This window comes from Candidatus Sphingomonas colombiensis, from assembly GCA_029202845.1.
In the GTDB taxonomy this organism is placed as follows: Bacteria; Pseudomonadota; Alphaproteobacteria; order Sphingomonadales; family Sphingomonadaceae; genus Sphingomonas; species Sphingomonas colombiensis.
In genome coordinates, this window is record CP119315.1 from 1,178,402 (window position 1) to 1,194,221 (window position 15,820).

21 protein-coding genes and 1 pseudogene are annotated in these 15,820 nt (G+C 65.4%); 17 read left to right on the forward strand and 5 right to left on the reverse strand.

Annotation, left to right across the window (positions count from 1 at the left end; all coding sequences use genetic code 11):
* Nucleotides 1-13: 13 nt before the first annotated feature.
* From P0Y64_05530 to P0Y64_05565, 8 genes and pseudogenes are all read left to right on the forward strand, one after another.
* Entirely contained in the window at nucleotides 14-439 is a 426-nt protein-coding gene (locus P0Y64_05530; protein ID WEK44273.1) for a lactoylglutathione lyase, read from the forward strand.
* A gap of 38 nt (nucleotides 440-477) precedes the next feature.
* Nucleotides 478-1,131, forward strand: a complete 654-nt coding sequence (locus tag P0Y64_05535; GenBank protein WEK44274.1) for a glutathione S-transferase family protein — start codon at nucleotides 478-480, stop codon at nucleotides 1,129-1,131.
* A gap of 16 nt (nucleotides 1,132-1,147) precedes the next feature.
* A pseudogene (locus P0Y64_05540) lies at nucleotides 1,148-1,468 on the forward strand (DUF1428 domain-containing protein).
* Nucleotides 1,445-1,858: a DUF1428 domain-containing protein gene (locus P0Y64_05545; protein WEK44978.1), complete on the forward strand. Its 414-nt coding sequence runs from the start codon at nucleotides 1,445-1,447 to the stop codon at nucleotides 1,856-1,858. Before P0Y64_05540 ends, P0Y64_05545 begins: the two are co-directional and overlap by 24 nt.
* 12 nt (nucleotides 1,859-1,870) lie before the next feature.
* Nucleotides 1,871-2,650, forward strand: coding sequence for a VOC family protein (locus P0Y64_05550; GenBank protein WEK44275.1), 780 nt, complete (start codon nucleotides 1,871-1,873; stop codon nucleotides 2,648-2,650).
* Nucleotides 2,651-2,660: 10 nt separating this feature from the next.
* A complete protein-coding gene (locus P0Y64_05555) occupies nucleotides 2,661-3,158 on the forward strand; it encodes a VOC family protein (GenBank protein ID WEK44276.1) in 498 nt (165 codons plus the stop codon).
* The gene (locus P0Y64_05560; protein WEK44277.1) at nucleotides 3,155-3,637 is read left to right on the forward strand and encodes an SRPBCC family protein; all 483 of its coding nucleotides are present in this window, start codon (nucleotides 3,155-3,157) and stop codon (nucleotides 3,635-3,637) included. The genes P0Y64_05555 and P0Y64_05560 overlap by 4 nt, the downstream gene beginning before the upstream one ends.
* Entirely contained in the window at nucleotides 3,630-4,289 is a 660-nt protein-coding gene (locus P0Y64_05565) for a dihydrofolate reductase family protein (GenBank protein WEK44278.1), read from the forward strand. Before P0Y64_05560 ends, P0Y64_05565 begins: the two co-directional genes overlap by 8 nt.
* A gap of 10 nt (nucleotides 4,290-4,299) precedes the next feature.
* On the opposite strand, the gene P0Y64_05570 is transcribed toward P0Y64_05565, so the two are convergent.
* Nucleotides 4,300-4,899, reverse strand: a complete 600-nt coding sequence (locus P0Y64_05570) for a J domain-containing protein (GenBank protein WEK44279.1) — start codon at nucleotides 4,897-4,899, stop codon at nucleotides 4,300-4,302.
* 33 nt (nucleotides 4,900-4,932) lie between these two features.
* On the opposite strand from P0Y64_05570, the gene P0Y64_05575 reads away from it, so the two are divergent.
* The 4 genes from P0Y64_05575 to P0Y64_05590 all read left to right on the forward strand — a co-directional run bounded on the left by P0Y64_05575 (nucleotide 4,933) and on the right by P0Y64_05590 (nucleotide 7,060).
* Nucleotides 4,933-5,223: a BolA family transcriptional regulator gene (locus P0Y64_05575; protein WEK44280.1), complete on the forward strand. Its 291-nt coding sequence runs from the start codon at nucleotides 4,933-4,935 to the stop codon at nucleotides 5,221-5,223.
* Nucleotides 5,220-5,666: an NUDIX domain-containing protein gene (locus P0Y64_05580; protein ID WEK44281.1), complete on the forward strand. Its 447-nt coding sequence runs from the start codon at nucleotides 5,220-5,222 to the stop codon at nucleotides 5,664-5,666. The genes P0Y64_05575 and P0Y64_05580 overlap by 4 nt, the downstream gene beginning before the upstream one ends.
* The gene (locus P0Y64_05585; protein ID WEK44979.1) at nucleotides 5,659-6,555 is read left to right on the forward strand and encodes a pirin family protein; all 897 of its coding nucleotides are present in this window, start codon (nucleotides 5,659-5,661) and stop codon (nucleotides 6,553-6,555) included. Before P0Y64_05580 ends, P0Y64_05585 begins: the two co-directional genes overlap by 8 nt.
* 106 nt (nucleotides 6,556-6,661) lie before the next feature.
* The gene (locus P0Y64_05590; protein WEK44282.1) at nucleotides 6,662-7,060 is read left to right on the forward strand and encodes a GFA family protein; all 399 of its coding nucleotides are present in this window, start codon (nucleotides 6,662-6,664) and stop codon (nucleotides 7,058-7,060) included.
* A gap of 70 nt (nucleotides 7,061-7,130) precedes the next feature.
* On the opposite strand, the gene P0Y64_05595 is transcribed toward P0Y64_05590, so the two are convergent.
* Nucleotides 7,131-7,952 (reverse strand): histidinol phosphate phosphatase, encoded by an 822-nt coding sequence (locus tag P0Y64_05595; GenBank protein WEK44283.1) that lies wholly within the window; start codon nucleotides 7,950-7,952, stop codon nucleotides 7,131-7,133.
* Between the two features lie 65 nt (nucleotides 7,953-8,017).
* Here P0Y64_05595 and P0Y64_05600 point away from each other — a divergent pair, with 65 nt between their 5' ends.
* Nucleotides 8,018-8,548 carry a peroxiredoxin gene (locus P0Y64_05600; GenBank protein ID WEK44284.1) on the forward strand — a complete coding sequence of 177 codons (531 nt, stop codon included), beginning with the start codon at nucleotides 8,018-8,020 and terminating at the stop codon, nucleotides 8,546-8,548.
* Nucleotides 8,549-8,650: 102 nt separating this feature from the next.
* Nucleotides 8,651-9,715, forward strand: coding sequence for a GGDEF domain-containing protein (locus P0Y64_05605; protein WEK44285.1), 1,065 nt, complete (start codon nucleotides 8,651-8,653; stop codon nucleotides 9,713-9,715).
* Between the two features lie 395 nt (nucleotides 9,716-10,110).
* On the opposite strand, the gene P0Y64_05610 is transcribed toward P0Y64_05605, so the two are convergent.
* The 3 genes from P0Y64_05610 to P0Y64_05620 are packed head-to-tail and all read right to left on the reverse strand — an operon-like array spanning nucleotide 10,111 to nucleotide 13,227.
* Nucleotides 10,111-11,316, reverse strand: a complete 1,206-nt coding sequence (locus P0Y64_05610; protein WEK44286.1) for an acyl-CoA dehydrogenase family protein — start codon at nucleotides 11,314-11,316, stop codon at nucleotides 10,111-10,113.
* Nucleotides 11,317-11,330: 14 nt separating this feature from the next.
* Nucleotides 11,331-12,428 (reverse strand): acyl-CoA/acyl-ACP dehydrogenase, encoded by a 1,098-nt coding sequence (locus P0Y64_05615; protein WEK44287.1) that lies wholly within the window; start codon nucleotides 12,426-12,428, stop codon nucleotides 11,331-11,333.
* Between the two features lie 13 nt (nucleotides 12,429-12,441).
* A complete protein-coding gene (locus tag P0Y64_05620) occupies nucleotides 12,442-13,227 on the reverse strand; it encodes an SDR family NAD(P)-dependent oxidoreductase (protein ID WEK44288.1) in 786 nt (261 codons plus the stop codon).
* Between the two features lie 163 nt (nucleotides 13,228-13,390).
* On the opposite strand from P0Y64_05620, the gene P0Y64_05625 reads away from it, so the two are divergent.
* The 3 genes from P0Y64_05625 (at nucleotide 13,391) to P0Y64_05635 (ending at nucleotide 15,815) form a co-directional block, all read left to right on the forward strand.
* Nucleotides 13,391-14,143 carry an enoyl-CoA hydratase-related protein gene (locus P0Y64_05625; GenBank protein ID WEK44980.1) on the forward strand — a complete coding sequence of 251 codons (753 nt, stop codon included), beginning with the start codon at nucleotides 13,391-13,393 and terminating at the stop codon, nucleotides 14,141-14,143.
* Nucleotides 14,140-14,898: an SDR family oxidoreductase gene (locus P0Y64_05630; protein WEK44289.1), complete on the forward strand. Its 759-nt coding sequence runs from the start codon at nucleotides 14,140-14,142 to the stop codon at nucleotides 14,896-14,898. The genes P0Y64_05625 and P0Y64_05630 overlap by 4 nt, the downstream gene beginning before the upstream one ends.
* Before the next feature lie 569 nt (nucleotides 14,899-15,467).
* The gene (locus tag P0Y64_05635) at nucleotides 15,468-15,815 is read left to right on the forward strand and encodes a hypothetical protein (GenBank protein ID WEK44290.1); all 348 of its coding nucleotides are present in this window, start codon (nucleotides 15,468-15,470) and stop codon (nucleotides 15,813-15,815) included.
* Nucleotides 15,816-15,820 lie beyond the last annotated feature (5 nt).

Here is a 15,820-nt window from a genome sequence, read left to right on the forward strand (position 1 = left end):
GAGTTTTGTTCAAATGCCGAAAATGATCTTCGTGAACCTGCCCGTCGCCCATGTCGCGAAGGCCACTGCCTTCTACGAAGCGATCGGCATGAAGCAGAACCCGATGTTCTCCAACGAACAGGCTTCGGCGATGGAATGGTCGGACACGATCAGCTTCATGCTGCTCGACCACGCGTTTTACGCCACCTTCACCACCAAACAGATCATCGACGCCAAGGCGGTGAGCGGCGCGCTGATCGCGCTGTCACGCGACAGCCGCGCGGACGTGGATGCGATCACCGATGCCGCGCTCGCCGCCGGCGGCCGCGAGGCACGCGAGAAACAGGACATGGGCTTCATGTATTCCCGCGCGTTCGAGGATCTCGACGGCCATGTGTTCGAGCCGATGTGGATGGACATGGCCGCAGCGGAACAAGTGCTCGCGCCGACCCACGGCTGAAACACCGCACTAATATACAAATATAAGGATGGAGAGAGATGTCTGACACGCCACAGATCATCACCTTCGGCTGGGTGCCGGAGTTCGCACGCGGCTTCGTCCGCGATATCCGCCCGCGCTGGGCGTGCGAGGAGGTTGGCCAGCCCTATGAGGCGGTGCTGATCACCGATGCCAAGTCCGCCGAGCATCGCCGCCTCCAGCCGTTCGGACAGGTGCCGGCCTATCGCGACGGCGAGCTAGAGATGTTCGAATCCGGCGCGATGGTGCTTCACATCTGCGAAACGGCCGGGAAACTGGTGCCGACCGATCCGATCAAGCGGGCCCATGCGATCCAGTGGCTTGCCGCCGCGCTCAACTCGGTCGAGCCGTTCGTGATGGCGCTCGCGGTCAATGACATCTTCGAGGCCGACCGCCCGTGGTCCGCGACGCGGCACGACAAGGTGGTGGGCGATCTCAACGGGCGCCTTGCCGACCTGGAGAATGCGCTCGGCGACAAGCAATGGCTCGACGGCGACGATTTCACGGTCGGCGACCTGATGATGGTTTCCGTGCTGGGCGGCCTTCGCGGCACGGATTCGCTCGATCGCTTCCCGCGCCTCGCCGCTTATGTCGCGCGCGGTGAAGGGCGGCCGGCGCATCGCAAGGCGATGGCCGATCATCTCGCCACGTTTGACCAGCCGGTCGCGGCTTGAACCGGGAAGGATAGCGATGGGGTACTTTCAAGGTTTCGTGATCCCGGTGAAGAAGGGCGAGCAGGCCGCCTATCGCCGCTTCGCCGCGATGGTCGCGCCGGGCTTCTCCGAACATGGCGCTTTGCGCACGGTGGAATGCTGGGGCGACAATGTGATGGTTGGCAAGACCACCGATTTTCGCCGTGCCGTCGCCGCCGACGACGGGGAAGAAATCGTGTTCGCGTGGATCGAATGGCCCGACAGGGCGACGTGCGACGCGGCCGCCGAGAAGATGACGCGGCCCGACGGGCCTGTGCCGTTCGATATGCAGCGGATGATCTACGCCGGCTATGATCTCGCATTCGCCACCGGGCCGAGCGGCGCGATCGGCTATGTCGATGGCATCGTCGCCGCGGTGCCGGATGGCGCGCGCGCCGACTTCGTCGAGCACAGCCAAGGGAGGGCGGCGATCTTTCTCGAAAAGGGCGCGACCCGCGTGGTCGAGGGGTGGGGTGCCGACGTGCCGGCCGGCAAGATCACCGATTTCCAACGCGCGGTGCAGGCCAAGGCCGGCGAGACGGTAGTCTGCGGCTGGATCGAATGGCCTGACAAGTCGACCCGGGACGCCGGCATGACGGCACTCATGCAGGATGAGCGGCTGCGCGCGAATCCCGCGCCATGGAATGGCCAGCTCGCGATTTTCGGCGGATTCACGCCAATCCTCGATACCGACAACACGGCAAGCTGAAGGGAACCGACGATGCATAACGACGAAGGCACCCCGATCTGGTTCGAGCTGAACACCGCCGATCCGGACAAGGCACAGCAATTCTACACGAGCGTCGCGGGCTGGACCGTCGCCGCCTCGGAAATGGCCGAACATGGCGGCTATCGGCTCGCCAACGCCAGTGACGGCGAGGGCGTTGCCGGGCTGATGAAGCCGCCGCCGGGAATGGGCGCGGCAAACGGCTGGACGATCTATTTCGCCACCGGCGACGTCGATGCGATGGCGACGCGCGTGAAGGAACTCGGTGGCGCGCTGCATTTCGGGCCGATGGACATACCGCATGTCGGGCGCTTCGCAGCGGTTGCCGATCCGCAGGGCGTGGGCTTCATGCTGATGACCGGCAGCAGCGCCGAGGCCTCTACCGCGTTTCGACAGGCCGCCGGCGCCTTCGGCCATGCCGTGTGGATAGAACTCGCCACCCCCGATCCCGATGCCGCATTCGGTTTCTACGGCAAATTGTTCGGCTGGGAGAAGGCCGGCGCGATGCCGATGGGCGAGATGGGGGAATATGCCTTCATCGGCAAAGGCGAGGGTTTCCGCCCGGGCGCCATGATGTCGAGCAGCAAGAGCGGCGCGCCCGCGCGGTGGAACTGGTACATAAACGTGCCCGACATCGATGCCGCGATCGCCGATGCCAAAACGCGCGGCGGCACGCTGATCCAGGGGCCTGACCAGATTCCCGGCGGCGACTATTCCGCCAATATCACCGATCCGGAAGGCTTCGCGGTCGGGCTGGTCGGCCCCAAGAAATAACGGGAGAGTGATGATGACCAAGATGCGCACCTGCCTGTGGTTCGATCATGGTGAAGCGCGCAAAGCGGCGGCGTTCTACGCCGCCACTTTCCCGGACAGCCATTTCGAAGAGGCGAGCAAGGCGCCATCCGACTTTCCCGGCGGCAGCGCGGGCAATGAGATCACCGTGTTGTTCACGCTGCTCGGCCAGCCGTTCATGGGGCTTAACGGCGGCCCGAACTTCAAGCCCAACGAGGCGGTCAGCTTCCAGGTCTATACCGATACGCAGGAAGAGACCGATCGCTACTGGAACGCGATCGTCGCCAATGGCGGCGCCGAAAGCCAGTGCGGCTGGTGCAAGGACCGTTGGGGCTATTCGTGGCAGATTACCCCGCGCGCGTTGATGGATGGAATGGGTGACCGCGATCCCGCCGTGTCGAAACGCGTCTTCGAAGCGATGATGACGATGACGAAGATCGACATCGCCACGATCGAGCGCGCGCGCCGCGGCGAGGAAGTCTCCGCATGAGCCTGGTCAACGAGGAGCTGGCGATCGAACGCGTCATCGACGCCCCGCGCGATGCCGTATGGCGGGCGATGACCGATCATATCGCCGAATGGTGGTGCCCGCGCCCATGGACAACCGAGGTCGTCGCGCTGGAATGGCGTTCCGGCGGGCGCTTCTCGCTCGCGATGCATACGCCGGACGGCGACGTGCATGACGGCGACGGCATGTTGCTGGAGGTCGTGCCCGGCGAACGGATCGTCTTCACCAATATGCTGGGCAAAAACTGGGTGCCGCAGGACGCGCAGCCGTTCGGGATCGTGGGGATATTCACCCTCGCGGATGCGCCGGGCGGCCGCACCGCCTATCGCGCCAGCGCCCACCACTGGAACGCAGCCGACCGGAAAGCGCACGACGAAATGGGCTTCGCCGAAGGTTGGGGCATTTGCGCCGACCAGCTCACCGAAGTCGCCCGCCGGGTGGCGGAGACCGCCAATGCGTAAGATCATCGGCGGGGTGTTCCAGTCGCTCGATGGCGTGATGCAGGCGCCGGGCGGCCCCAGCGAGGACTGGACGGGCGGCTTCACGCTCGGCGGCTGGACCGCGACCTTCTGGGATCCGGCGATGGAACAGGCGATGGGCGGCCTGTTCCGCGCGCCGTTCGACCTGCTGCTCGGGCGCAAGACCTGGGAAATCTTCGCCGCGCACTGGCCCTATGTCGGCGCAGACGATCCGATCGGCGCCTTGTTCAACGGCGTGGCAAAATATGTCGTCACGCGCGGTGCCGATCCGCTCGACTGGCAGAATAGCCACCGCGTCGGCACCGTTGAAGAGATTGCCCGGATCAAGGCCAGCGACGGCCCCGATCTGCTGATTCAGGGCAGCAGCACGCTCTATCCCGCGCTGTTCGCCGCCGGGCTGGTCGATCGGCTGCTGGTGATGACCTTCCCGGTCGTGCTCGGGTCCGGCAAAAGGCTGTTCGGCACGGGCACGCCGCCGTTCGCGCTCAAGCTGGTGGAGCATCGCGCCGCGGCCACCGGCGTGACGCTCGCGACCTACGAGCCCGCGGGCGCGGTGCCGATCGGCACGTTCCAGCTCGCGCAACCCAGCGAACGCGAACAGGCGCGGCAGGAACGGATGAAGCGCGAGGGGTGAGCCGGCGCCTTCACGCGAAGGCCGGCGCCTGCCGCAATTGCTGATAGGCGGCGATCACCTTCGCCAGCGTGCCTTCATGGCTGCGATCCCCGCCGTTGCGATCGGGGTGATAGCGTCGCACGAGCTCCGAATAGCGCTGGCGCAACGCGTGGCGATCGGCGTTCGCCTCCAGCCCGAGCACCTTCAGGCTGGCACGGTCCTGCCCGGACAGGGGCTTGCCGTCCTTGCGCTCTGGCGCGACCTCGCGCCGGAAGCGCGCGCTGATCGCGTCGAGCGGATCGGCGAAATCGGCCCAGCGCGGGCCGCGATCGGCGCCCGCGTGCGCGAAGGCACGTGTCTCGCGCTCCCAGCCCGCCATCGGGCTTTGCGCGGCGTGAATCTCGTCGACGGTCATGCCCTCGAAGTAATTATAGCCCGCGTTGAACGCGCGGACGTGATCGAGGCAAAACCAGCGGAACGCCGGCGGCCCCTCTCCATTCGATCCTTCCAGCGGCGGCGCGCGGAATTCGCCCAGCTCGGCGCATCCCGCCGCGGCGCAGGGGCGATCCCCCGCGATCCGCCCGTGAAAGCGCGCGTTCGGCCGCTCTTTCCTGTCACTCACCCTTCGCACGCCTTTCCCGCAAAAGCCCGTTATATAGGCGCGATGACCGATACCGCCACCGGCCCCGTTGCCCAGGAAATCACCGCCCGGCTTACCGCCGCGCTCACCCCCTCGCGCCTCGACGTGCTCAACGAAAGCGCCCAGCATCGCGGCCATATGGGCGATGACGGATCGGGCGAAAGCCATTTTCGCGTCATCGTCGAAAGCGCCGCCTTCGCCGGCCAGTCTCGCGTCCAGCGCCAGCGGCTGGTCAATCAGGCGCTCGCCGATCTGCTGCGCGAAAAGGTGCATGCGCTCGCGATCCGCGCCATCGCGCCGGGCGAGCCTGCGTGAGAGCCGAGCGCCCCGCCGCGCGCATCCTGCTGGTCGATGCGGCCGGGCGCGCGCTGCTGTTCCGTTTCGACACCGGCGATGAGCGGCCACCCTTCTGGTGCACGCCGGGCGGCGCGGTCGATCCGGGCGAGAGCTATGCCGCCGCGGCACGCCGCGAACTGATCGAGGAAACCGGCATCTACGCCGATCCCGGTCCGGAGGTGGCGCAGCGCATGGTGGAGTTCCTCACCATCGAGCGCGTCGAGGTGATCGCCGACGAACGCTGGTTCCGCGTCGACATCGAAGGGGGGGAGGTCGATTCCTCGCGCCACACCGCGCTTGAACTGCGCGTGATGACTGAGTGGCGCTGGTTCGCGCGCGAAGAGATCGCGGACTGGCACGAAACCATCTATCCCGAAGATCTTACCGCGATGCTGGAGAGTACCGACCGTGTCGATTCCTGACGATCTGATCGAACAGACATTGCTGCCGACGAGCCACGATCTCGGCGGCTTCAAGGTCCACCGCACGCTGCCGCAAAAGGCGCGAACGATGGTCGGGCCGTTCCTGTTCTTCGACCAGATGGGCCCCGCGCACCTGCCCCCCGGCAGCGGGATGGACGTGCGGCCGCATCCGCATATCGGGCTGTCCACCGTCACCTATCTGTTCGAGGGCGCGATCGAGCATCGCGATTCGCTCGGCAACGATCGGCGGATCGAGCCCGGCGCGGTCAATCTGATGACCGCCGGCCATGGCATCGTCCATTCCGAACGCTCCCCCGCCGATGTGCGCCCCGGCGGCCCGGCGCTGTCCGGCATCCAGACATGGCTCGCGCTCCCCGACGGCAGCGAGGAGATCGCCCCCGCGTTCGAGCATATCGAGGCGACCGCGCTGCCCGAGCTGGGCGCGCACGGCGCCCGTGCCCGCGTGGTAATGGGTGAATTGTGGGGCGCCACCGCACCGACCACGACCTATAGCGGCACGATCTACGCCGACATAGCGCTGGACGCCGGCGGCGCGATCCCGATCGATGCCGAGGCGGACGAACGCGCCATCTACCTCGTCGCGGGCGATGCGACGCTGGAAGGCGTCACGCTGGAGCTGCAACGGCTCTACGTGCTGCGCCCCGGCATCGCGGCGACGCTGCGTTCGGCAGGCGGCGCCCGCGCGATGCTCGCCGGCGGCGCGGCCTTCGCCACCCCGCGCCACGTGTGGTGGAACTTCGTCAGTTCCTCCCGTGAGCGGATCGACGAAGCGAAACGCGCCTGGATGGCGGGCGAATTTCCGCGCGTGAAGGGCGACGAGAAGGAATGGATTCCGATTCCGGGACAGCCGCTGACGCGGAGCGACTAGAGCGATAGCAGACCGTTCGTCGGGGAGAAACGCCACGACGATCTGATGACTTTCGCGCCATTTGCTGTCGTTGTTGGGCGGATCGATGGAGTGTAGAAACGAAACGATGGTTGAACACGTAGCCACTTGTCGATGTGGACAACTGACAGTCGTATGTACGGGAGACCCCGTTCGCATTTCGGTCTGCCATTGTCTGGATTGCCAGAAGCGCAGCGGCAGTGCTTTTGCCGTTCAAGCCCGCTTTTCGGATGAGCGTGTAAAAGTGACCGGCGAACTTAGCGAATGGTCTGATATCGGCGAAAATGGAAAGCGGGCAACGTTTCACTTCTGCCCCGTGTGCGGTACGACCGTCACCTACACCAGTGAAGCAATGCGTGGTCTAACCGCTGTTCCCGTTGGCACGTTCGCCGATCCAGCATTTCCGCCACCATCCGTGTCCGGATACGAAGAGCGAAGGCATTCCTGGGCAGTGATCCACGGCGACAACATCGAGCATTTCGACTGACTGCCGAGAGCAGCTATTGCCGGGCAGGAAAGAACAAGCCAGTCGTCGCAAATCCGGAAGTCCACGCCAATCAGTCGTGCCCGTGCCCGTCCCCATGCGCAGCGCCGTGCAGCGCCTCCAGCACATCGTCCGTCCGCGCCGGATCGCCGATCGCGAGCACCTGCCCGTTGCTTGAAGACGTCAGCGGATCGCCGTGCCAGTCGCACATCCGGCCGCCGGCGCCCTCCACCACTGGCACGAGCGCGGCGAAGTCGTAAAGCGCCAGCCCCGCCTCGCATACCAGATCGAGCTGCCCAGCCGCGACCAGCCCATAGTTATAGCAATCGCCGCCATAGACCGGCCCCTGCCGCGCGTGGCCACCCGACACCTTGGCGACGAGCGCGAGGAAGCCGTCCGCTTCCTCCCCGGTGAAGGCGTGCGGGCTGGTGGTGGCAAGCATCGCGCCCTCCAGTTGCGCGCAGGCTCGCGTACGGATCTCGCGACCGTTGAGCGTCGTCGGCCGCCCCGCCGCGCCGAGCCAGCGTTCGCGCTGCACCGGCTGGTCGATGATGCCAAGGATCGGCCAGCCATCCTCGACCAGCGCAATGAGCGTGCCGAAGATCGCGCGGCCCACGGTGAAGCTGCGCGTGCCGTCGATCGGATCGAGCACCCATTGGCGGCCGGTCACGCCGTCCTTCACGCCATATTCCTCGCCGACGATCCCATCGCCGGAGCGTTCGGCGTCGAGGATGCGGCGCATCGCGGCCTCCGCCGCGCGATCGGCCAGCGTGACAGGGGAATGATCCTCCTTGATCTCCACCCCATGTTCGGCGCGGAAATAGGGACGGATCGCGTCGCCCGCCGCATCGGCGAGACGGAGCGCGAGATCGATATCGGCTTGGCGGATCGGCATCCGGAGCGCCTATCGCACCCGGCGCGATCGCGCTAGGATCACGCGGTTCGCCAGGAGACTTCTTCATGCGCCTGCTCCCCCTTATCGTCGCCGTTGCCATCGCCGCACCCGCCGCCGCCACGCTCGCCCCCGGCGCCAAGGCACCCGATTTCACCACGCGCGGCGCGATCGCGGGCAAGGTCGTGCCGATCAGCCTCGCGGAAAAGCTGCGCCAGGGGCCGGTCGTGCTCTATTTCTTCCCCGCTGCCTTCACGCCGGGCTGCAATGCGGAGGCCCGCGCCTTCGCCGAGAATATCGACGCTTTCCGCAAGGCGGGCGCGACGGTGCTCGGCATGTCAGCGGACACCGTTGAGGATTTGCAGAAATTCTCATCAAGCGAATGCGCCGGCAAGTTCGCGGTGGCGAGCGCAGGGCCAAACGTGATCCAGGCTTATGATGTGTCGCTGCCACGCGCAGTCAATGGGCGACAAGTTAGCAATCGAACCAGCTACGTGATCGATCGCAATGGAAAGATCGTCTTCGTTCACAGCGACATGAGCCCGGCCGATCACATTGCCTCGACGCTGGACGCGGTGAGAAAACTTAACGCGCGCTAACATTTGGTCACCAGTTCTTAGCGCTTTTTCGATATCGCACCTGCGAACAATGCATGTCCCGCGCCGGAATCCCGGCCGGGCGGCGCCCAGGGGGATGATATCGTGGAGTTCATTGCTGCGCGACAGGTGCAGGACGGCAGCACGCCGCTTGGTCTGTTCGAGCGGATCGGACTGTTCCTGGCCCAACATCGCCTGAGCCCCGAGCCTGCGCATTATTCGTTTTCTTATCACGTGCTTAGTGATCCGGAAGGAGAGCTGGCCCGCGCCGTGACGGCGTTGACCGACGGCGGGTTGCGGCTATCCCGCGATGATATCGTATCGCTGGGCGGGGAGGCGGTTACCGGCCCGGCGGTGGAATGGGGGCCCGATCTTCCGCGAGTCGCGCCCGCGACGGAGCAGCCCGATCCCGTCGCGCTGATCGCCAAGACGCAGGAGCAGGTCGACGACTTCGCGGACACGGTGCGCGCGATCCATGTCGAGGCGACCGACTTCGGCCGTGACATCGCCGCGAGCGCGGCGGCAATGCGCCACGATACGCTAGGGGAAGGGATCGACGAGATCGCGCGGCTGACCGGCGCGATGCTGGAACGCGTCCGGCAGGTCGAGGCACGGCTTGAGGCCGCGACCCGCGAAACCGAGGAATTGCGGCTTGCGCTCGATGTCGCGCGCGGCAATGCGCGACGCGATCCGCTGACCGACCTCGCCAATCGCCGCGCCTTCGATGAAGCCTATGCCGCGCTCACCCCGGGCACGGCCGCAATGATCGCGGTATGCGATGTCGATCACTTCAAGCGCGTCAACGACGATTTCGGCCATGCCGTCGGCGATCGCGTGCTGAAGACGATCGGCCAGACGCTCGCCACCGAATGCGAGGGCCATCTGGTCGCGCGGCTGGGTGGTGAGGAATTCGGTATATTGTTCGTCGGTGTCGAACTGGATCAGGCACGCTTGCTCATCGAGCGCGCACGCAGTTCGATCGCCGGGCGTCGGCTCAGGCTGCGCTCGACCGATGCCTTTATCGGCGCGGTCACCATATCCGCCGGCCTTGCACGGGCATTCGCCGCCGAGCGACAGGAAGCCGGGATGGCCCGGGCGGACGCCGCGCTCTACGCCGCCAAACGCGGTGGCCGAAATCGCGTGGAAGTTGCACCGGAAACCGGTGAATAGCGCCAACTTCGAGCGGCGATTTTTGCCAAGTTTCTGAGTCCGATCAGCTAAAATACTGATTTAGATCAATTTCAAAAACTGGCATGGCTCATGCATTTCCTTTGGCATCAGCCGCCAACCCGGCGGCCACCAACAGGAAAGACCAAGCTATGACCGACCGTTTCGCCTCCACCCGCCACTACGCGCTGAGCCTCGTCGGCGCGCTGTTCGTCGCCGCGCTGATGGTCAGCGCCGCCGTTCCCGTAGTTCCGATCGCCTGACCGCGACCGCCCATCCACGGAGAGACAGAAGATGTTCCGCCCCTTTGCTTTAGGCCTCGCCTCCTTCGCCACCGCCGCGCTGCTGATCTACGTCAACGCCGTCAGCGTTATCGCCTGACAGCAACGCCCCGGCCGTCACCGCCCGACGGGAAGATCCTTGAACGCGGCATCCTTGTCGACGCGGATCTCCCCGGGCAGGCCGAGCACGCGCTCGGCAATGATGTTCTTCAGAATTTCGTCCGTGCCCCCGGCGATGCGCAGGCCGGGCGCGTTCATCACCGCGGTCTGGAACAGGCCCTTGATCGGCAGCAGCGCCGGATCGTTGATGATCCCGTACTGATCCTCCGCCTCCACCGCCGCATTGCCCAGTTCCTGCAATTGATTGGCGGCGATGATCTTGCCGATCGAACTTTCCGGCCCCGGCGTCTGCCCGCGGCTCAGCGCCGTGATTGTCCGCATCCGCGTGTTGCGCAGCCCCTCTGCCTGAACATACCAGTCGGCGAGCCGCTGGCGGAACGCCGCATCACAGATCAGCGGGCCATCCGCCGCGTCCAGATCCTTCGCCAGCGCGAGGATTTCCTTCGGCCCCGCCCCCGTGCCGCCGCCCACCGCGAGCCGCTCGTTCATCAGCGTGACCAGCGCAACCTTCCATCCGTCATCCACCGCGCCGAGCCGCTGCGCATCGGGGATGCGGACATCGGTGAAATAGACTTCATTGAAGTTCGACCCGCCGGACATCTGGTGGATCGGCCTGATCTCGACGCCCGGCGAGCGGAGATCGAGCCAGAACATCGTCAGCCCCTTGTGCTTGGGCACATCGGTATTGGTGCGGACGAGAACGATGCCGTAATCCGAATAATGCGCGCCGGAGGTCCACACTTTCTGGCCGTTGACCACCCAGTCGTCGCCATCACGCACCGCGCGGGTGCGGATCGCCGCGACGTCCGATCCGCCCGCCGGCTCGGAGAAGAGCTGCGACCAGATTTCCTCGCCGCGCAGCGCCGGGCCGACGAAGCGTTGCTTGGTCGCATCGTCCGCGAAGGCCATCACCGTCGGCACGCACATGCCGAGCCCTATCGTGAAATAGCCGTATTGGACCGGGAATTTCGCTTCCTCCTGCCCGAAGATCACGCTGTGGATCGGCGTGCCGCCGCCACCGCCCCATTCCTTCGGCCAGGTGATCTGGGCATAGCCGGCACCGGCCTTGCGCGCCTGCCAGCTACGCGCCGCCGCCATGTCGTCAGCATGCGCGATCGCCTTATGCTCGGCGACGTTCTGCTCCAGCCAGCTGCGCGCCTTGGCGCGATATCCGGCTTCTTCCGGGGTGTCGTTGAAATCCATGCTTTCTCTCCCCGTCAGGCTGCGTTGCGCGTTTCGAGCTGGCTCACCAGCCGCTCGCGCCACGTCGATGGCGCGCCGGCAACGAGGCTCAACTGCCGCGATCGCCGGTAATAAAGCTGCGGGTCCGCCTCCCAGGTGAAGCCGATTCCGCCGTGCGTCTGGATATTTTCCTTGGATGCGAACCAGAATGCCTCGCTCGCCGCGACGCGCGCGGTGGCGGCGGCAAGCGGCAGCTCAGCGGCCGAGGTGTTGAGCGCCCAGGCGCCATAATAAGCGTTCGACCGCGCGATTTCGTTCTTCACATAGATATCGGCGAGCTTGTGCTTGATCGCCTGATAGCCCGCGATCGCCCGGCCAAAGGCGAAACGCTCCAGCGCATAATCCTTCGCCATCTCCAGGCTGCGGTCCGCCCCGCCGACCTGCTCGAAGGCGAGCAGCACCGCCGCGCGATCGAACACCGCCTGCATCGCGGCGAGACCATCCTCGTCGCCCAGCCGCTCCGCCGGGGCGTTGGCAAAGGTGAGCCGCGCCGCCGATCGCGTCGGGTCCATCGTCGTCAGCACCTCGGCCGAAACGCCCGTACCCTTTTCGACCAGATACAGCCCATCCTTCGCCAGCACGACGATCAGGTCAGCGACATCGCCATCGGTAACCGGAATCTTCTCACCCGAAAGGGCGCCGCCGCTCACGGCGGTGCGGATCGAGCGGGCCGTCACCGGTCCTTTGCCCTCGCTGGTTGCAAACGCGCCGATCACTTCACCGGCGGCAATCTTGGGCAGCCATTTCGCTTTCTGCGCCTCCGAGCCGAACAGCATCAGCGCCTCGGCGACGAAATAGACGGTGGAGGTAAACGGAATCGGCGCGCAGGCGCGGCCAAGCTCCTCCGCCAGCGCACATAGCTCGACATGGCCGAGCCCCAGCCCGCCATAAGCCTCGGGAATGGCGGTGCCGAGCCAGCCCTGCTCCGCCACCGCGCGCCACAACCCTGCGTCATAGGCACAGGCATCATCATCGAGCACGCCGCGCACCACTTTCGCGTCGCATTTCGCGGCGAGGAAACGGCGCGCCTCTTCCTTCAGCATCTTCTGATCGTCGGAATAGTCGAAGTTCACTGCCCGGCCCTCCTTATCGCGGCTGCATGCGGATCGCGCCGTCGAGCCGCACGTCCTCGCCGTTGAAATAGCCGTTGCGGATCATCTCCAGCGCCAGCATCGCATATTCATCCGCCGCGCCGAGCCGCTTCGGGAACGGCACCATCGCGGAGAGCGCCGCCTTCACCTGCGGCTTGGCGCGGGCGAGCAGGGGCGTATCGAAAATGCCGGGCAGGATCGTGTTGACGCGAATACCCTCGCCCATCAGGTCGCGCGCGATCGGCAGGGTCATGCCGATCACCCCGGCCTTGGCGGAGGCATAGGCGACCTGCCCCATCTGCCCTTCCTCGCCCGCGACGCTGGCGGTGTTGACGATCGCGCCGCGATCGCCATCCGGCAGCGGGTCGAGCGTCATCATCCCGGCGGCTGCGCCCACGATGCAACGGAAGCTGCCAATCAGATTGAGTTCGATCGTCTTGATATATTTATCAAGCGGATAGGGTTCGATCGCGCCGTCTTCCTTCGACCGCGCGACCGTCTTGTGCGCGCCGAACCCGCCGCCGGCGCAATTGACCAGGATGCGCTCCTGTCCGTTCGCCGCGCGCGCGGCCACGAAACCCGCGTCGACCGATGCCTGATCCATCACATCGACCGCGCAGAAGGTCGCGCCGATCGCCGCAGCCGCCTCCGGCCCGATTTCCGCATTCTTGTCGAACAGCGCCACTTTCACGCCCGCCGCGCGCAATGCCGTCGCGGTGGCATGGCCGAGGCCAGAGGCCCCGCCGGTAATGATCGCCGCGATATCCGGTCCCAATTTCACGCATCGCTCTCCTGTCGGTCGCGGCGCCGGCTATCGTCCGGCGTCCACGGTTGCGGGATAACATTAGTTATGTAGAAGATCGCGTCAACAAGACTGTGGGAGAGAGTGCGTGGGCGAAGCAACGCTGCTGGTTGAACGGCGCGGCGAGGTCGATTGGGTGACGATGAACCGGCCTGACCGGCTCAACGCATTGGACGATTCGCTGATCGACGCGCTTTCGGACTATTTCGGCGCCATCGCCAAGGATCGCGAATGCCGGGTGATCGTGCTGAAGGGCGCGGGCCGTGCATTCTGCGCCGGGCTCGATCTGGCGGCGATGCACGACGGCGGCGAGCGCGACACGATCGACCGGCTCGCGCATCAGCGCGGCATCGCGGAGATCGTGATGAAGATGCGTTATTGCCCGCAGCCGATCATCAGCCTGATCCATGGCCCGGCGTGCGGCGGCGGATTCGCGATGGCGCTGGCGAGCGACATCCGCATCGCCGGCGAATCTGCGCGGATGAACGCGGCCTTCATCCGCATCGGGCTTTCCGCGTGCGATATCGGGGTGAGCTATTTCCTGCCTCGGTTGGTCGGCGCGAGCGTCGCGGCGGAATTCATGCTGACCGGCGACTTCATCACTGCCGATCGCGCGCTGGCGACGGGCCTCGTCAGCCGCGTCGTGGCTGATGAAGGGATGGAGCAAGCCGCCGCGCCGCTGATCGATTCGATGCTGACCACCGCGCCACTCGGTCTGCGGCTCACCAAGGAATGCCTGCGCATGTCGATCGACGCGCCCAGCCTGGAGGCGGCGGTGGCGATGGAGGATCGCAACCAGATTCTTTGCGCCTCCGGCCCCGATTTCAACGAGGCGGTGGCGGCCTTTTTCGAAAAGCGCCGGCCTAACTACAACCGGAAGGGGAAACAGGCATGAGCGGACTTGAAGGGCGCGTCGCACTGGTCACCGGCGGCGGCCGCGGGATCGGGCGCGCGATCGCATTGCGGCTGGCGCGCGACGGCGCGGATGTCGCGGTCAACTATCGCCGTGACAGTGACGCGGCGGCGGAAGTGGTGCGCGAGATCGAGGCGATGGGGCGCAAGGCAAAGGCTTATGCCGCGTCGGTCGATCGATTCGAGGAATGCGAATCGCTTGTCGCGGCGGTGCTGGCCGATTTTCCCGCAATCGATATCCTGATCAACAACGCCGGGATCGCGAGTCGCGGCCAGTCTGTCGCCGACACCGATCCGGGTGAACTGGAACGCGTGCTGCGCACCCACGCCTTCGCGCCGCATTATATGGCGAAGCTGGTGCTGCCATCGATGCGCACGCGGCCGCGCGGCGACATCATCATGATCTCCAGCGTCGCAACGCTCTATAACAGCGCCAATGGCGCGCCCTATAATATGGGCAAGGCCGCGGCCGAGGCGCTGGCGCAGACGCTTGCGAAGGAAGAACGCGCGCACGGTATCCGCACCAATATCGTCGCGCCGGGGCTGACCGTCACCGACATGGGCGATCGGCTCGCCAGGGCGACGCGCGGGGTGGCGAACATCCACGATCTCGACGCGCAATCACCGTTCGGCCGCGTCTCGACGCCCGAGGATGTCGCGGCGGCGGTGGCATATTTCGTCTCGGCCGATGGCGAATATGCCAACGGACAGAAGATCAACCTGCACGGCGGCGGGTGATTCGCGCGCGGCGGTCTCGGCTTTGCGGCTGATGCGCGCCCCCCCGCGCGAACGGAGTGACCGGCAACGGCGCGGGGGACCAGACCGCCCCCCGCTCCGTCACACGCGGAAACCGCTGCGGATCGGTAAAGTGACAGTCCGACCGTCAGCTCCAAAACCCAATGGAATGGCGCTCTGGGAAACCTTCTGCGTCATCCTTATCGGGCCTTCTGGATTCATTGTGTAAAGCATTCTGGCACCTTCGAACCGATGTAAGCATGCAGCCGCGCATGCGTCGACCTCTTTCGTCCCATCCTGCGAGCCTGATCCGACAGGATCTTCTCACTCCCGATCAAGCTTGCAGACCCGGTTTCGATCTGCAAATTAACGACCGCCGTCGGTGAAAGTCTGGCGGTGGGGCGTGGTAACCTCAAAAATCCAATGGCCGGTCGCGAGCTTCGCGGCCGGGTGGCCGCCGTTATGTCCAAGGCTTTCGCCCAAAGGCGGCGGCGCCTTGCTCCATTGGACCTGGTTACCACCACCCGGCTTTTGCCGGTCCTGCCCCTGAACACGAGGAGGAAGGATCGGTCATGCGGTTCATCGACAAGAATCCTTTCAAAGGCCGATTGAGCCCGAAAGTCCCGCTCGAGAATCTAGTTGAGCTCGCCGAGCGCGTTCAAGCAGCCGTGGAAGCTCTGGGCGCCGACAGCTTCTGTGATCTCGAGATCAAGCTCACCCCGATCCGAGGAGATGATCTCCTCTTGGCGTTGGTGAAGGGGGACAAGGATTATAGGCAATGGCAATCTTTACGCATTCCGATTCCTGCCTATGGCGAGGACATCGCTGGACTGCACGGTGAAGAAATCGAGCTTGGCGAGATTGGACGGAAGACGACAGGGCATGGTGTGTTTCGTCTGCTCTACGGTTACGGGTCGTAAAGGGA

Bases quoted from the DNA above. Each gene is read 5' to 3' on its own strand.
- P0Y64_05530 (WEK44273.1), top strand. From the start codon at position 14: ATGCCGAAAATGATCTTCGTGAACCTGCCCGTCGCCCATGTCGCGAAG.
- P0Y64_05535 (WEK44274.1), top strand. From the start codon at position 478: ATGTCTGACACGCCACAGATCATCACCTTCGGCTGGGTGCCGGAGTTC.
- P0Y64_05545 (WEK44978.1), top strand. From the start codon at position 1,445: ATGATCTACGCCGGCTATGATCTCGCATTCGCCACCGGGCCGAGCGGC.
- P0Y64_05550 (WEK44275.1), top strand. From the start codon at position 1,871: ATGCATAACGACGAAGGCACCCCGATCTGGTTCGAGCTGAACACCGCC.
- P0Y64_05555 (WEK44276.1), top strand. From the start codon at position 2,661: ATGATGACCAAGATGCGCACCTGCCTGTGGTTCGATCATGGTGAAGCG.
- P0Y64_05560 (WEK44277.1), top strand. From the start codon at position 3,155: ATGAGCCTGGTCAACGAGGAGCTGGCGATCGAACGCGTCATCGACGCC.
- P0Y64_05565 (WEK44278.1), top strand. From the start codon at position 3,630: ATGCGTAAGATCATCGGCGGGGTGTTCCAGTCGCTCGATGGCGTGATG.
- P0Y64_05575 (WEK44280.1), top strand. From the start codon at position 4,933: ATGACCGATACCGCCACCGGCCCCGTTGCCCAGGAAATCACCGCCCGG.
- P0Y64_05590 (WEK44282.1), top strand. From the start codon at position 6,662: ATGGTTGAACACGTAGCCACTTGTCGATGTGGACAACTGACAGTCGTA.
- P0Y64_05595 (WEK44283.1), bottom strand. From the start codon at position 7,952: ATGCCGATCCGCCAAGCCGATATCGATCTCGCGCTCCGTCTCGCCGAT.
- P0Y64_05600 (WEK44284.1), top strand. From the start codon at position 8,018: ATGCGCCTGCTCCCCCTTATCGTCGCCGTTGCCATCGCCGCACCCGCC.
- P0Y64_05610 (WEK44286.1), bottom strand. From the start codon at position 11,316: ATGGATTTCAACGACACCCCGGAAGAAGCCGGATATCGCGCCAAGGCG.
- P0Y64_05625 (WEK44980.1), top strand. From the start codon at position 13,391: ATGAACCGGCCTGACCGGCTCAACGCATTGGACGATTCGCTGATCGAC.
- P0Y64_05630 (WEK44289.1), top strand. From the start codon at position 14,140: ATGAGCGGACTTGAAGGGCGCGTCGCACTGGTCACCGGCGGCGGCCGC.
- P0Y64_05635 (WEK44290.1), top strand. From the start codon at position 15,468: ATGCGGTTCATCGACAAGAATCCTTTCAAAGGCCGATTGAGCCCGAAA.